This is a genomic window from Nocardia sp. NPDC004722, assembly GCF_053601505.1.
On sequence record NZ_JBSGBY010000142.1, the window covers coordinates 1 to 15,308 of the forward strand.

Sequence of the window (15,308 nt, forward strand, 5' to 3'; positions counted from 1 at the left end):
CGGGGCGCCGCCATTGAATCTTCCCTCGGGGGTTTGGGGGCTTGCCCCCAAGAATCCTCCCCACCCGCAGAAAGCGGGTGTGACCAGCTCCACGACGGAGCGTCGTAGTCGGTCCGGCAGAATGGACCCCATGGGTGATCTGTTCGACCTGTCCACGGTCGCGAAGCGCGTGCGGTTCTTCGGCCTCCTCGAGGTCCCGTCCTGGGTGCTGCTGTTCATCGGCTCGGCGCTCAAGCGCGCGGATGCGATCGGCATCGCCGATCAGCCGATCAAGTGGCCGGTGATGGTGTTCGGCATGCTGCACGGCATCGTGTTCCTGGCCTACGCCATCAACTGCCTGTTGGCCTCACGCGAATTCGAATGGCCCGGCAAGACCACGGGTCTGGCGCTGCTGTCGTCCGTGGTGCCGTTCACCTCGGTGTGGTTCGAGCGGTGGGCGATCAACTCCGGTCAGCTGGGTGAGCTGAGCGCGGCCGCGACACCTGCCGCCGCGCGTTCGTGACAAACTGGATGTCGTGACTCGACCCGCACGCCGTCCCTCCGCCGCCGCAGCCGCCGCCATGTCGGGCGCGGTTGACCTGTCCGCCCTCAAGCAGCCCGCCGCTTCCGCCGCGGATGTGCCGGGCGACCACGCCGTCACCGAGGCCAATTTCGAGGATCGAGTGCTGCGGCGCTCCACCCAGGTGCCGGTGGTGGTGGCGCTGTACTCGCAGCGCAGCCCGGGCAGCATCGAATTGGTGAAGCTCCTCGAGAAGCTGGTCGTGCCGGGCGGCGACTGGGATCTGGCCACCGTCGAGGCCGAGGCCAATATGCGTATCGCGCAGGCGTTCGGCGTGCAGGGCATCCCGACCGTGGTGGCCGTGGCCGCCGGTCAGCCGCTGGCCGACTTCACCGGCAACCAGCCCGAGGAGCAGGTCACCCAGTGGCTGGCCGCCGTCATCGACGCGGTGCGCGGCAAGCTCCCCGGCGTCGGCGCGGGCGAGGCCGCCGAGCCCGAGGTCCCCGAGGACCCGCGCTTCGTCGCCGCCGAAGAGGCCTTGGAGAACGGCGATTTCGACGCCGCCATCACCGCCTACCAGGCGATCCTGACCGCCGAGCCGAACAACGCGGAAGCGAAGGCCGCCCTGCGTCAGGTCCAATTCCTTTCCCGCGTGCAGGAACTCGACCCCGCCGCCACCGCGAAGGCCGACGCCGACCCGGCGGATCTGGACGCCGCGATCGCCGCCGCCGACCTGGACATGTTCAACCAGCAGCCGGAAGCCGCCTTCGACCGACTCATCGCCCAGGTCAAGCGCACCGCAGGCGACGACCGCACCCGAGCCCGCACCCACCTGCTGGAACTCTTCGAACTCTTCGACCCCGCCGAGCCCATCGTCATGGCCGCCCGCCGCAAGCTGGCCGCCGCCCTGTACTGAAGTTTCGAGATCAGGGAGCTCTCACCGCGGGAATTCGGACAGAATTCCGCAGTGAGAGCTCCCTGATCTTGTTCATACCTTGGGGAGGGCGGCGAGGGCGGCGTCGATGCGGGGCTGGGGGAGTTCGAAGTCGGGGATTTCGCCGGAGAGGTAGCGCTCGTAGGCGGTCATGTCGAAGTGGCCGTGGCCGCACAGGGCCGTGAGGAGGACTTTCTCCTCGCCGGATGCGGTGCAGCGGTTCGCCTCCTCGATGACCGCTGCCAGGGCGTGGGAGGGTTCGGGGGCGGGGAGGATGCCTTCGGTCTTGGCGAACAGGACTGCGGCGGCGAAGCATTCGCGTTGCTGCTTGGCGATCGCCTCGAACAGGCCGAGTTCGTACATGTGCGACAGCAGTGGGGACATGCCGTGGTAGCGCAGGCCGCCCGCGTGCACCGGATCCGGGATGAAGTCGTGGCCCAGCGTGTGCATCTTCATGAGCGGGGTGAAGCCCGCGGTGTCGCCGAAGTCGTAGGCGTAGATGCCTCTCGTGAACGACGGGCAGGCGGCGGGTTCGACGGCGCGGATGACAGGATCGGCTCGGCCGGCGAGCTTTTCGCGCAGGAACGGCAGGAACAGGCCCGCGAAGTTGGAGCCGCCGCCGGTGCAGCCGACGATCAGGTCGGGCAGTCGTTCCCCGGCCGACGCGAACTGTTTCAGCGCCTCCTCGCCGATGACGGTCTGGTGCAGCAGCACGTGGTTGAGCACGCTGCCCAGCGCGTAGCGAGTGTTCGGGTCGGCGGCGGCGACCTCGACCGCCTCGCTGATGGCGATGCCCAGGCTGCCCGGTGAATCCGGATGGTCGGCAAGGAGTTTCGCGCCCGCCGCGGTGACCGGTGACGGGCTGGCGTGCACGGTCGCGCCCCAGGTCTGCATGAGGGTGCGGCGATGCGGCTTCTGGTCGTAGGAGGCGCGGACCATCCACACCTCACAGTCGATGCCGTACTGCGCGCAGGCGAAGGCGAGCGCACTGCCCCACTGGCCCGCACCGGTCTCGGTGGTGAGGCGGCGGGTGCCCTCTGCGGCGTTGTAGAACGCCTGCGGCACAGCGGTATTCGGCTTGTGCGATCCGGCGGGCGAAACGCCTTCGTACTTGTAGTAGATGTGCGCCGGGGTGCCGAGGGCTTTCTCCAGTCGTCGCGCCCGGAACAGCGGCGTCGGCCGCCACAGCCGGTACACGTCGATGACCTCATCCGGGATGTCGAGATAGCGCTCGGCGCTGACCTCCTGCCGGATGAGTTCCATGGGGAACAGCGGGGCGAGGTCCTCGGGCCCGACGGGCTGCCCGGTGCCGGGATGCAGCGGCGGCGGCGGTGGCGCGGGGAGGTCGGGGATGACGTTGTACCAGCGCCGGGGAATCTCGGATTCGTCCAGTGTGATCTTGGTGCGCTCGTCCACGGGAGACCTCCCGGCTAGATCTTTCTGTTTGTCCAGGGTGCTCCCGAGATCGAACCGGTGGTGTCGAAATCGCCGGATTCCTCTGTTGCTCCGCGCTCGAAGTTAGTAAGCTAGTGCGTATGATAAGCACGTACGATGAATTGCTGAAGTCGGGGACCGAACTGCTGTCGTTCGACGCACGAGCCGTCCACACCAGCATCGAGGTGGTGTCGGACCTGACCGCTGCGGATCTGGAGCGGCCCACACCCTGTGCCGGGTGGAATCTGCGAGATCTGCTGGAACACTGCATCGTTCAGCACCACGGCTTCGCCGCGTCCGCGCGCGGTGAGGACGATGTGGCGCTGTGGAAGCCGCAGCCGTTGAGTGATGATCCGGTCGGTGAGTATCGGGCGGCGGCCGAGGCGGTGCTCGCGGCATTCGCGGAGCCGGGGGTGCTGGAGCGGCAGTTCCCGCTGCCGGAGCTGCAGGGCGGGATCGTGATTCCCGCGCCGCTGGCCATCAGCTTCCATTTCATCGACTACATCGTCCACACCTGGGACCTCGCCCGGGCGCTGGGCAAGAGCGTCGAATTCGACGAGGATCTGCTGGCCGCGGGCGTGCCGGTGGCCGAGGCGGTGCCGCAGGGCGAGTATCGGGAAAAGCCGGATTCGTCGTTCGCGCCGGTGGTGGATGCGCCGGAGGCATCCGGGCTGGACCGGATTCTCGCGGTCCTGGGTCGTTCGCCCGCCTGGCCCGAATAGCCGGGCCGGATCACGGGTGGCCGGAGGCCGCGGTTCCCCACACTCCCCGCAGGGTGGGGAACCGGTGGTGCTACTTGGTGGTTCCGGCCTTACCGCTGCCGGTGGCCAGGTCGCTCAGCGTCTTGATGAGCTGGGAGGATCCGGTGCCGGTCGGGTCGGGCTCGCCGGGCGCGATGATCGGCGTGGCGCTGACGGGCTCGTCGGCGGCGGCGATACCCGCGCCCGCGGTCAGGATTCCGGCCGCGGCCGCACCGATGAGCGCGAAGGTTCCCAGTTTCTTCATGCAGATTCATCCTTCAGGTGTAAAGGCAATTCGGTTGCGACGCCGCTGGTTCCAGTCGTACCCGCTTCCATTCGGAAAGGGTTGACCTTGATTTCCGTGCCCCGACCGCTGGGGGCATGACTCAGTCGCGTGCGGCCGGAGGGGTTTTCGACAACCAGAGCGCGCTGTGCGGTGCGAGTGCCAGCACTGCCGAGACGGGCCGACCGTGCCATGGCACCGGCTCCGCGGAAATCGCCGCCGGCCGGAGGATGCCACTGCCGCCGTAGGCGACGGCATCGGTATCGAGCACCTCGTACCACGAATCCGGTTCGGGCAATCCGATCCGGTAGTCGTCGTGGCGGCGACCCGAGAAGTTGTAGACGCACACCAGGATCGATCCGTCGGTGCCGTAGCGCAGGAACGACAGCACGTTGTTGTCGCGGTCGTCGGCGTCGATCCAGGCGTAGCCGCCGGGTGAGGTGTCCTGGCTCCAGAGCGCGGGGGAGGCCACGTAGAGCCGGTTGAGATCGCCGACCAGCGCCTGAATGCCTTGGTGCAGCGGGTTTTCCAATTCGTGCCAGTCGAGGCCGCGGTCGTGGTCCCATTCCCGGAACTGCCCGAACTCCTGGCCCATGAACAGCAGCTGTTTGCCGGGATGCGCCCACATGTAGGCCAGCAGCGCGCGCACGCCGCTCGCCTTGGTGAAATCGTCGCCGGGCATGCGGGTCCAGAGTGTGCCCTTGCCGTAGACCACTTCGTCATGGCTGATGGGCAGCACGTAGTTCTCGCTCCAGGCGTAGGTGAGCGAGAAGGTGACCTCGTTGTGGTGCCAGCTCCGGTACACCGGGTCGTGCGCGAGATACCCGAGCGTGTCGTGCATCCAGCCCATGTTCCATTTCATGGTGAAGCCGAGACCGCCGACCTCGGTGGCGCGGGTGACGCCGGGCCAGGTGGTGGACTCCTCGGCGATGGTCAGCACGCCCGGATGATGCTTGTGGACGGTCGCGTTCATCTCCTGCAGGAACGACACCGCCTCCAGGTTCTCGCGTCCGCCATGGATATTGGGTTCCCAGTCCGGGCGCGAGTAGTCGAGGTAGAGCATGGCGGCGACGGCGTCCACCCGCAGGCCGTCGAGGTGGAATTCCTCGATCCAGTACAGGGCGTTGGCGACCAGGAAGTTGCGGACCTCGTGCCGGTCGAAGTTGAAAACGTAGGTGCCCCAGTCGAGTTGCTCGCCGCGACGCGGGTCGGAATGCTCGTAGAGCGCGGTGCCGTCGAATCGGGCCAGCGCCCACTCGTCGCGCGGGAAATGCGCGGGCACCCAGTCGAGCAGCACGCCGATTCCCTTGCGGTGCAGGTGATCCACCAGAAAGCGGAAGTCGTCGGGCGAGCCGAAACGGGCGGTCGGCGCGTAATAGGAGGTGACCTGGTAACCCCACGAGCCGCCGAACGGATGCTCGGCCACCGGCAGCAATTCGACGTGGGTGAAACCTTGGGCGACAACGTATTCCGCGAGCTGCTCGGCGATCTCACGGTAGCCGAGACCGGGCCGCCACGAACCCAGGTGCACCTCGTAGACGCTGACCGGCGCGCGCAGCGGATCGGTGGCGGTGCGCCGCCGCAGCCAATCCCCGTCGCCCCAGGCGTATTCGCTCGCGGTGATCACCGACGCGGTCGCGGGCGGCACCTCGGTGGCGAAGGCCATCGGGTCGGCGTGATCGACGGTGCGGCCGTCGGCCCCGTGCACGCGGTACTTGTAGAGCGCCCCCGCGCCGAGACCGGGGATGAACAGCTCCCAGATCCCGGAGCCGCCGAGTTTCCGCATGGGCGCGGTGTTTCCGCTCCAGCCATCGAAGTCGCCGATCACCGCGACGCCGCGCGCGTTGGGCGCCCAGACCGCGAAGGCGGTGCCGGTCACCTCGCCGTCGAGGGTCGGGTAGCGCCGCGGGTGCGCGCCCAGCACCTGCCAGAGTTGTTCGTGGCGGCCCTCGCCGAGCAGATGCAGGTCGAATTCGCCGAGGGTGGGCAGGAAGCGGTAGCCGTCCGCGTCGACCACGGTGCGCCCGCCCGGGTAGGAGGTGACGACGCGGTAGTCCCACAGCTCCGGGAACGGGACGACCGCCTCGAAGACGCCGTGTTCGCTGTGCGCCAGTGGATGATCCACCCCGCCGATGCGTGCCGCGACCGTCTCCGCGTGCGGCCGCAGCACCCGGATGATCGTCCCGTCCGGATGCGGGTGCGCGCCCAGCACGGTGTGCGGATCGGGATGCGTGCCCGCCGCCAGCAGCAGGAGATCGCGTCGATTCATCGTGGCGTCCGGCTCATCGGAAGGTGCTGCGATGCGCGAGTTCGGTGCGCGCGGCCGCGGGCACCGGTGGTAGCGCGAGAATGTGCGCGACCGCGCGGGCCGGGTCCAGGCGCACGTAATTGCTCTGGCCCCAGTGGTATTCCTCGCCGCTGATCTCGTCGTAGACCACCGGCCGGTCGTGCCATTCGCGGCCGATGGCGGGTAGATCCAGCGAGAGCTGGCCCTGCTGCGCGTTGAACGGGTCCAGGTTCACCACCATCAGCACGGCGTCACCGGTGGTCGGGTCGAGCTTCGAGAACGCCAGCAGCGCGTCATTGTCCACGGCGTGGAAATGGATGCAGCGCACCTGCTGCAGCGCCGGATGCGCGCGCCGGATCTCGTTGAGCCGGGTCAGCCACGGCTCCAGCGATTCCCCGCGCGCGGCCGCTTCCGCGAAACGCCGCGGCCGCAGCTGGTACTTCTCCGAATCCAGGTATTCCTCGCTGCCCGCCTGCGCCGCCTGATGCTCGAACAGTTCGAAACCGGAGTACACGCCCCAGCTGGGGCCGAGGGTGGCCGCCAGCACCGCGCGGATCGCGAACATGCCCGGCCCGCCGTGCTGGAGACTCTCGTGCAGGATGTCGGGCGTGTTCACGAACAGATTGGCTCGCGCCTCGTCGGCCTTGGCGGCCAATTCCCTGCCGAATTCCTCTATTTCGTGCTTGTGCGTGCGCCAGGTGAAATACGTGTAGGACTGGGTGAATCCACGCCGTGCCAATCCGTACATGCGGGCCGGGCGGGTGAATGCCTCGGACAGGAAAATAATGTCCGGATGTTTCCGGTGCACGGCGGCGATCAGCCATTCCCAGAAATCGGCGGGTTTGGTGTGCGGATTGTCGACCCGGAATATGGTGACGCCCAATCCGATCCAATGCCGCACCACCCGCAGCACCTCGGCGTAGAGCCCGTCGGGATCGTCGTCGAAATTCAGCGGATAGATATCCTGATACTTCTTCGGCGGATTCTCCGCGTAGGCGATGGTGCCGTCCGGTAGCGTGGTGAACCATTCCGGATGCGTCAGCACCCACGGGTGGTCCGGCGCGCACTGCAACGCCAGGTCCAGCGCCACCTCCATACCCAATTCCCGTGCCGCCGCGACGAAGTCGAGGAAGTCGGCCTCGGTGCCGAGCAACGGGTGGATGGCGTCGTGGCCGCCCTCGGCCGAGCCGATCGCCCACGGCGAGCCGACATCCGACGGACCGGCCGTCAGGGAATTGTTGGGCCCCTTGCGGTTCACCGTCCCGATCGGATGGATGGGCGGCAGGTACACCACGTCGAAACCCATGGCGGCGATGCGCGGCAGTTCCTTGGCGGCGGTGCCGAACGTGCCGTGCACGGGCTCGCCGTCGGCGTCCCAGCCGCCGGTCGAGCGCGGGAAGAATTCGTACCAGGCCCCGTAGAGCGCGCGCTGCCGCTCCACCTGGACGATGTGCAGCGGGCCGTGAGTCACCAACTCCCGCAGCGGCGTTGCCCGCAGGATCGCGCCCACCTCGGTGCTGAAGGCCGCGGCCACCCGGGCGGGCAGTTGCGCGTCGCTGCGCAGCGCGGCGGCCGCGTCGCGCAGGATCTCCCACTGCTGCCGGGGCACCGCCTGCGCGGCCCGATCCAGCAGGCGCGCGCCGAGTTCCAGATCATTGGCCAGGTCCGCGGCGCTCTGCCCGACCGCGAGCTTGGCCTCGACGCCGGAACGCCAGGTGGCGATGGGGTCGCCCCAGCCCTCGATCCGGAAGGTCCAGCGACCCGGCTTGCCGGGGGTGAAGACCGCGTTGAACACGTCCGGCTCGAACTCGGGGGTCATGCGAATGCGCTGTGTGCGAGCCGAACCCGGGCCGCGCACCGCGAGCGTGGCGGCCACCGCCTCGTGGCCCTCGCGCCAGACCACCGCCCGCACCGGGACCACCTCGCCGACCACGGCCTTGGACGGCCGGCCGCCGGGGATCGCGGGGGCGGTGTCATCGATTGCGATGCGGCCGGTCACGCCCCTGAACTTACCGGAGTGATTACTGCTGGCCCGGCTTGAGGAGTACGAAAAGGCCGTGCGCCTCGGCGCAGAGCCGGTCGCCGTCGTGCAGGGTGGCGCGCACGAACACCTTGCGGCCCTCCTGCCGCTCCACCCAGCCGTGCACCTGCAGCTCGGTGTTCAACGGCGTGATCGACCGGTAGTCGACGTGCAGGAACGCGGTGCGGGTGGCCTGCTTGGTGTAGATGGCCGCGGTCATGCCGAGCAGATCGTCGAAGCCGAGCGCGATGTGCCCGCCGTGGGCCGCGGCATTGCCGCCCAGGTGGAAGGTGCGGAAGGTGATGCGCGCCCGCACGCCCTCCTTGCTCGCGGAGTCCACCAGGAACGGCGGCAGCGTGATGTTGCCGCGCGAGGGCAGGTCGTTGCGGTGCCAGGACGGGGCATTCCACTCGTCGACCTGTGCCTCGTCGAGTTTGGCGTTGAGCTCCTTGAGCATGGCGATGGCGTCCAGCGCCTGCTCGTCGGACGGGTCGGCCAGCCGCACCCGGTCCATCAGCGCACGCACCTGGTCGATGAACTCCCCGTAGTGCACGCCGCCGCGGGTGTTGTCGCGCCCCAGTTCTCGGATCGGCCGGAACCCGCCCTCGTGATGCTCCTGGGTGGGCTGGTCCTCGACCGCCTCGATCTGCTGCTCGCTCATATGAAACACGTTATCGGTTGCTTAGCGCTTGCTCACGTCGGGGCGGTGTTAGTGAGCTGCGGCAACACGTCCACAGGTAGGGTCTACAGGGGTGAAGGCACTGCGTCGATTCACCGTTCGCGCCCATTTGCCGGAGCGGCTCACCGCACTGACAGAGTTGGCGACCAATCTGCGCTGGTCTTGGCATGGGCCGACGCAGGATGTGTTCGCCGAGCTGGATCCCGGGCTGTGGGTCGAGGTCGGGCATGATCCGGTGCGGATGCTGGGGGAGGTTCCGGCCGCACGGCTCGATGAGCTGGCGGCGGACGACGCCTATACGCGGCGGGTCGACGCGGCTGCCGCCGATCTGAGCGACTACCTCACTCGGCCGCGCTGGTTCCAGAAGCAGCAGGGGCCGCGCGGGATCGCCTATTTCTCCATGGAATTCGGTGTCACCGAGGTGCTGCCCAATTATTCTGGCGGGCTCGGGATTCTGGCGGGCGACCATCTCAAGGCCGCCTCCGATCTCGGCTTGCCGCTCATCGGTGTCGGATTGCTGTACCGCTCCGGCTATTTCCGGCAGTCGCTGACCGCCGACGGCTGGCAGGCCGAGCACTATCCCGCCCTGGATCCGATGGGCCTGCCGCTGCGCATGCTCACCGAAGGCGGTGCGCCGGTGCTCATTCACGTGGCCATGCCCGAGGGGCGCGTGCTGCGGGCACGGGTGTGGATCGCCCAGGTGGGCCGGATTCCGTTGCTGCTCTTGGATTCCGATATCGCCGAGAACGATCCGGAACTGCGCGCCGTCACCGACCGGCTCTACGGCGGCGACCAGGACCACCGCATCAAACAGGAGATCCTGGCCGGGATCGGCGGCGTGCGCGCGGTGCGCGCCTACACCCGCGCCAACGGGCTGCCGGACCCGGACGTCTTCCACATGAACGAGGGCCACGCCGGTTTCCTCGGCATCGAGCGCATTCGCGAATACATGTCCGCCGGAATGGATTTCGACTCCGCGCTGACCGCGGTCCGGGCCGGGACGGTCTTCACCACCCACACCCCGGTCCCCGCCGGGATCGACCGCTTCGCCGGAGCGCTGGTGCGCCGGTACTTCGGCGGTGCGCACGGGGAACGCGAATCGCTGGTGCTGCCCGGTGTTTCGGTCGATCGCATCCTGGCATTGGGCCGGGAAGCCGATCCCTCGGTATTCAATATGGCCCACCTCGGCCTGCGACTCGCCCAGCGCGCCAACGGTGTTTCGAAACTGCACGGCGAGGTCAGCCGCGCCATGTTCGCGCCGCTGTGGCCGGGCTTCGACGCGTCCGAGGTGCCGATCGGCTCCATCACCAACGGCGTGCACGCCCCCACCTGGGCCGCCCGCGAATGGATCGACAAGGCCCGCGAACTCATCGGCGACGAACTCGTCGAGGAGGCGCGCGGCTGGGAACGCCTCTGCGACGTGGACCTGCGCGAACTGTGGTCCACCCGCAACACGCTGCGCGGCATCCTGGTCGACGAGGTGCGTCGCCGCGTGCACGCCTCCTGGCTCGAGCGCGGGGCCGCCCCCGCCGAACTCGGCTGGATCGACGAGGTTTTCGACCCGAACGTGCTGACCGTCGGCTTCGCCCGCCGCGTCCCCACCTACAAGCGGCTCACGCTGATGCTGCGCGATCCCGAACGCCTGCGCGCCATGCTGCTCGATCCCGAGCATCCGGTGCAGTTGGTGGTGGCGGGCAAATCCCATCCCGCCGACGACGGCGGCAAGGCGCTCATCCAGCAGATCGTGCGCTTCGCCGACGATCCGGCCGTGCGCCACCGCATCGTCTTCCTGCCCGACTACGACATGTCCATGGCCCGCTACCTGTACTGGGGTTGCGATGTCTGGCTCAACAATCCGCTGCGCCCGCTCGAGGCGTGCGGCACCTCCGGCATGAAGTCCGCGCTCAACGGCGGCCTCAACCTGTCCATCCGCGACGGCTGGTGGGACGAGATGTACGACGGCGAGAACGGCTGGGCCATCCCCACCGCCGACGGCGTGCGCGACGACCACCGCCGCGACGACCTGGAAGCCTCGGCGCTCTACGAACTGCTGGAACGCGCGGTGCTGCCGCGCTTCTACGACCGCGACCACGACGGCCTGCCGGTGCGCTGGATGGAGATGGTCCGCCACACCCTGCAGACCCTCGGCCCGAAGGTGCTGGCCTCGCGCATGGTTCGCGACTACGCCGTCGACTACTACGCGCCCGCCGCCGCGGCCTTCGGCGCGGTGTCGGCCGATGACTTCAAGGGCGCGCAGGAACTGTCGGTGTATCGCCGCCGCGTCGAATCCGCTTGGCCCGGTGTGAAAGTGCTGCAGGTGGACAGCTCCGGGCTGCCCGATATCCCGGTGATCGGCGCGGAACTCGCGCTGCGCGCGCGGATCGACCTGGCCGGGCTCACCCCCGGCGACGTGACCGTCCAGGCGGTCCTCGGCCGGGTCTCACCGACCGACGATCTGACCGACACCCACAGCTTCCCGATGCGGCATCACGGAACCGATTCCGGGGCAGAGGTTTTCACCATCTCCACCCCGGTCCCGATTTCCGGCGCGGTCGGCTACACCATCCGCATCCTGCCGCATCATCCGCTGTTGGCCTCCGATGCCGAGTTCGGCCTGATCGCTACGCCCAGCCCGTAGCGATCAGGTCCGAATCAGGCGGGCGCGATGAGCGTCCGCTTCAGGACCTTGCCGGTCGGGTTGCGCGGCAACGAATCCAGGAACGTGACATCGCGCGGCACCGAGAACCGGCTGACGCGGTGGCGGATGTAGTTGCGCACCATGTCGGAGTCCAGGCCGGAGCCGGGCCGCTTCACCACGAAAGCGGCCAGGCGCTGGCCGAATTCGTGATCGGGCACGCCGACCACCGCCACCTCGGACACCTGCGGCAGATGCGACAGCGCCTCCTCCACCGCACGCGGGAAGACGTTCTCGCCGCCGGAGATGATCATCTCGTCATCGCGTCCGGCCACGAAAAGCTTGCCCGCGGCGTCCAGGAAGCCGACATCGCCGGTGTCGAGCATGCCGTCGGCCTCGTCGGGCGGGGTGGCGTCGGTGTAGCCGTCGAAGAGCATGTGATTGCCGACGAAGATCCGCCCCGTCGCGCCCACCGGCACTGGCCGCCGATCCGCGCCCAGCACACCGAGTTTCGTGCCCAGCGGCGGGCGGCCCGCCGTGGTGGGGGACATGCGCAGATCCGCCGGATCGGCGATGGACGCCCACGACACCTCGGTGGAGCCGTACACGTTGTAGAGGATGTCGCCGTAGGCGTCGAGGAACTTCAGGACCGTCGCCCCCGCCAGCGGCGCACCGCAACTGGCCACGATGCGCAGGCTCGACAGGTCGTAGCGGGCGCGAACATGGGTGGGCAGATCCAGGATTCGGTTCACCATGATCGGCACCACGATCAGCGCCGTCACCTTGTTCTCGGCGATACGGCGCAGGCAGTCCTCCGCGTCGAAGCGGTCACCCAGCAGCACCGTCGCCCGGATGGCGGTGGAGATCTGCAGCGCACCCAGGCCCCAGGTGTGGAACAGCGGGGCCGGGATGAACATGGTCTCGTTGGTGCCGAACGGGATTCGCGACAGCAGCGCCGCCACCGTCCCGAAACCCTTGGGGTGCGGCCGCCGCGCGCCCTTGGGCGTCCCGCTGGTTCCCGAGGTGAGCACCACCAGCCGCCCCGGCCGTGGCGGCTTGCGCGGCGGCTCCTGCCGCATGGCGATCAGTTCCTCGATGGTGGTGCGGCCCGGATCCGGCGGGATGTCGTCACTGGTGAAGCGGGGCAGCTCGGTGGGCAGGTACCGCACCAGATGCTCGAACTCGCTGTCCACGAACAGCGCCGAGAGCTGATGGCGCGCCACGATCTCCTCGACCTGCCGCGCGGGCAGACCGGTGTTCAGCAGCACCGCGTCCGCACCCGACTTGCCCGCCGCCACCATGCACTCGACCATGCCGGTGTGATTGCGGCACAACAGGCCGATCGCGGTGCCCGGACCGAAGCCGAGCGCGGTGAACGCGCCCGCCAAAGCGCTGGTGCGCGCGTGTAATTGGTCGAAGGTGCTGGCGTAGCGGTCGTCGATCACGGCCGCCCGCTGCGGTGAGTGGGCGGCCGCCGCCGCGTACCCGCCGCCCAGGCTGAAGCCCCACTTGGCCAGTCCGCCGATCTGTTTGAGCCCGACATCGGGCCGGAAGGTGCGCACCACCCCGGAGGCGACCATCCGCTTGGCCACCCCGGCCTGCATCTTCATCGGCGAGTCCTCGCCGTTGACGAGGAGTGAGGTCGGGGTGCCCGCGATCAGATCGCCGACCCGCTTCAGCCCGGCCTGCGTCCAGGACACCACCGACGAATTGGGCAGCTGCGCCAGGATCGGATGCACCTGCCCGGCCTTGAAATACGTGACGTAGACCCGGGTTCGGTCCTGGTCGCCGCGCAGCCGGATCGCGACGAAGCTGCCGTGGTCGGGGCAGTGCAGCTCGAAGCCTTCGCCGGGCTTGGTGAGGTGCAGTTGTACGCGCAGAGGCTGGACCGGAATGCCGATGCCGCCGACCCGCAGGGTCAGGGTCGGATGGGTGTCGACGGTGTCGAGTTGTTCGCACGCGCCGATTCCGGAAAATAGCCGGGGATAGGTCTGCGGGTCGAGCAGCACATCCCAGATCGCTTTGCGGGCGGTCGCGAACTCCGCGACCGCGTCGATGACATCGGTAACCACTGGCGTACTACTTCTGCCTGGCCGGTTCCCTGAAAACCACCGGCTGATTACGTATTTGTAACGTCCCAGACAGTAAGGGTCAAGAGGCTTAAATTACCGGCCGGTAATCATTTGAATAGCCCGATAATTGCGCAGGTAAGGGCCGTGAAAGAAGGCTCTGGCGGGTGCGATAGCTCACGATTCGCCGAGTCGGTTCATGTGGAGACCTACAGAGCCAGTACGGTGCCCATGGCAACCTTTGTACCTTCCTCCGACTGGAGACCTCCACACATGACCACCGACGTCCGCACGCGCACCAAGGGGCGCGTCGACGCGTACTTCGGCATCAGCGAACACGGATCCACCTTCAAGCGCGAGCTCATGGCCGGAACCGTCACCTTCCTGGCCATGTCCTACGTGCTCGCGGTGAACCCGCGCATCCTGGGCGACGGACCCGCCGGCGATCTGCACGACAAGGGCATGCCGCTGCAGGCCGTGTTCACCGCCACCGCCATCGCCGCCATCTTCGGCACCCTGGTCATGGGCCTGTGGGCCAAGTACCCGGTCGCCCTCGCACCCGGCATGGGCCTCAACGCGTTCTTCGCCTACACCGTCGTGCTGCACATGGGCATCCCGTGGCAGGAAGCGCTGTCGGGCACCTTGCTCTCCGGCGTCATCTTCTTCGTGCTGGCCGTCACCAAGGTCCGCGAGAAGATCATCGAGGCCATCCCCATGCAGATGAAGCTCGCGGTCGGCGCGGGCATCGGCATGTTCGTGGCCTTCCTGGGGCTCAAGAGCGCGGGCATCGTGACCGCGGACCCGAACACCTTCGTGCACCTGGGCAACTTCCATCAGGGCACCACCCTGCTGGCGCTCTTCGGTCTCGTCGTGACCGTGGTGTTCCTGGTGCTGGGCTGGCACGGCGCGGTCCTCTACGGCATCCTCGCCACCACCGCGCTCGGCATCGTCACCGGTCTGGTCAAGCTGCCCAGTTCGGTCGCGGCCATGCCGCACGGGCTGGATCAGACCTTCGGCCAGGCCATCATCCATCTGCCCGACGCCTTCACCGGGAAAATGGTGGTCGTCGTGCTGACCATGCTGTTCGTCGACTTCTTCGACGCCTCCGGCACTTTGATCGGCGTCGCCAATCAGGCCGGGCTGCTGACCAAGGACGGCAAGCTCGAGCGCGCGGGCAAGGCGCTGGCCGCCGACTCGGTGGGCACCGCGGCGGGCGCGATCATCGGCACCTCCTCGACCACCGCGTATGTCGAATCCACCGCGGGCGTCTCGGCGGGCGGTCGCACCGGATTGACCGCGGTCACCACGGCGGGCTGGTTCATGATCGCCCTGTTCTTCTTCCCGATCTTCGCCACCTTCGCCGACGTCTCGGCGGTGACGGCACCCGCGCTCATCGTGGTCGGCGTGCTGATGGCCCGGGCGCTGGGTGAGATCGACTGGAGCAAGCTCGAATACGCGGTCCCGGCGTTCATCACCGTGATCATGATGCCGCTGACCTACTCGATCGCCAACGGCATCGCCATGGGTCTGCTGTTCTACCCGATCGTCATGGTGGCCAAGCGCCGCGCCCGGGAGATCCACCCGATCATGTGGGTGCTGATGGCGATCTTCCTCTACTACTTCTGGTTCCTGGCGAAGTAAACGCCGGGACACCGAAAACGCGGGCGCGAGGCTGGAATAGCCTCGCGCCCGCCGTCGTTGCGGTCCTCCTGTAGGCTCAAAGCCGAC

General features: G+C 68.1%; 11 protein-coding genes. 5 read left to right on the forward strand and 6 right to left on the reverse strand.

The window, feature by feature from the left end:
* Nucleotides 1–130 precede the first annotated feature (130 nt).
* The gene (locus ACWELQ_RS16420; protein ID WP_452397880.1) at nucleotides 131–502 is read left to right on the forward strand and encodes a DUF3817 domain-containing protein; all 372 of its coding nucleotides are present in this window, start codon (nucleotides 131–133) and stop codon (nucleotides 500–502) included.
* A gap of 58 nt (nucleotides 503–560) precedes the next feature.
* Nucleotides 561–1,415 carry a tetratricopeptide repeat protein gene (locus ACWELQ_RS16425; RefSeq protein WP_452397890.1) on the forward strand — a complete coding sequence of 285 codons (855 nt, stop codon included), beginning with the start codon at nucleotides 561–563 and terminating at the stop codon, nucleotides 1,413–1,415.
* 72 nt (nucleotides 1,416–1,487) lie between these two features.
* Here ACWELQ_RS16425 and ACWELQ_RS16430 read toward each other — a convergent pair whose 3' ends face one another.
* Entirely contained in the window at nucleotides 1,488–2,849 is a 1,362-nt protein-coding gene (locus ACWELQ_RS16430; RefSeq protein WP_452397881.1) for a TrpB-like pyridoxal phosphate-dependent enzyme, read from the reverse strand.
* A 119-nt stretch (nucleotides 2,850–2,968) separates the two neighbouring features.
* Between ACWELQ_RS16430 and ACWELQ_RS16435 the strand changes: the two genes are divergently transcribed.
* Entirely contained in the window at nucleotides 2,969–3,589 is a 621-nt protein-coding gene (locus ACWELQ_RS16435; protein WP_452397882.1) for a TIGR03086 family metal-binding protein, read from the forward strand.
* 70 nt (nucleotides 3,590–3,659) lie between these two features.
* On the opposite strand, the gene ACWELQ_RS16440 is transcribed toward ACWELQ_RS16435, so the two are convergent.
* The 4 genes from ACWELQ_RS16440 to ACWELQ_RS16455 form a co-directional block, all read right to left on the reverse strand.
* Nucleotides 3,660–3,872, reverse strand: a complete 213-nt coding sequence (locus ACWELQ_RS16440) for a hypothetical protein (RefSeq protein ID WP_452397883.1) — start codon at nucleotides 3,870–3,872, stop codon at nucleotides 3,660–3,662.
* Between the two features lie 121 nt (nucleotides 3,873–3,993).
* Nucleotides 3,994–6,159 (reverse strand): 1,4-alpha-glucan branching protein GlgB, encoded by a 2,166-nt coding sequence (gene glgB, locus ACWELQ_RS16445; protein ID WP_452397884.1) that lies wholly within the window; start codon nucleotides 6,157–6,159, stop codon nucleotides 3,994–3,996.
* Nucleotides 6,160–6,172: 13 nt separating this feature from the next.
* Complete coding sequence (locus tag ACWELQ_RS16450; RefSeq protein ID WP_452397885.1) at nucleotides 6,173–8,176, reverse strand: alpha-1,4-glucan--maltose-1-phosphate maltosyltransferase; 2,004 nt, start codon at nucleotides 8,174–8,176, stop codon at nucleotides 6,173–6,175.
* 22 nt (nucleotides 8,177–8,198) lie between these two features.
* Entirely contained in the window at nucleotides 8,199–8,858 is a 660-nt protein-coding gene (locus tag ACWELQ_RS16455; RefSeq protein WP_452397886.1) for a PaaI family thioesterase, read from the reverse strand.
* Nucleotides 8,859–8,949: 91 nt separating this feature from the next.
* On the opposite strand from ACWELQ_RS16455, the gene glgP reads away from it, so the two are divergent.
* The gene (glgP, locus tag ACWELQ_RS16460; RefSeq protein ID WP_452397887.1) at nucleotides 8,950–11,514 is read left to right on the forward strand and encodes an alpha-glucan family phosphorylase; all 2,565 of its coding nucleotides are present in this window, start codon (nucleotides 8,950–8,952) and stop codon (nucleotides 11,512–11,514) included.
* A gap of 14 nt (nucleotides 11,515–11,528) precedes the next feature.
* On the opposite strand, the gene ACWELQ_RS16465 is transcribed toward glgP, so the two are convergent.
* Complete coding sequence (locus ACWELQ_RS16465; RefSeq protein WP_452397888.1) at nucleotides 11,529–13,583, reverse strand: AMP-binding protein; 2,055 nt, start codon at nucleotides 13,581–13,583, stop codon at nucleotides 11,529–11,531.
* Nucleotides 13,584–13,853: 270 nt separating this feature from the next.
* On the opposite strand from ACWELQ_RS16465, the gene ACWELQ_RS16470 reads away from it, so the two are divergent.
* Complete coding sequence (locus ACWELQ_RS16470; protein ID WP_452397889.1) at nucleotides 13,854–15,221, forward strand: NCS2 family permease; 1,368 nt, start codon at nucleotides 13,854–13,856, stop codon at nucleotides 15,219–15,221.
* Nucleotides 15,222–15,308: the final 87 nt, after the last annotated feature.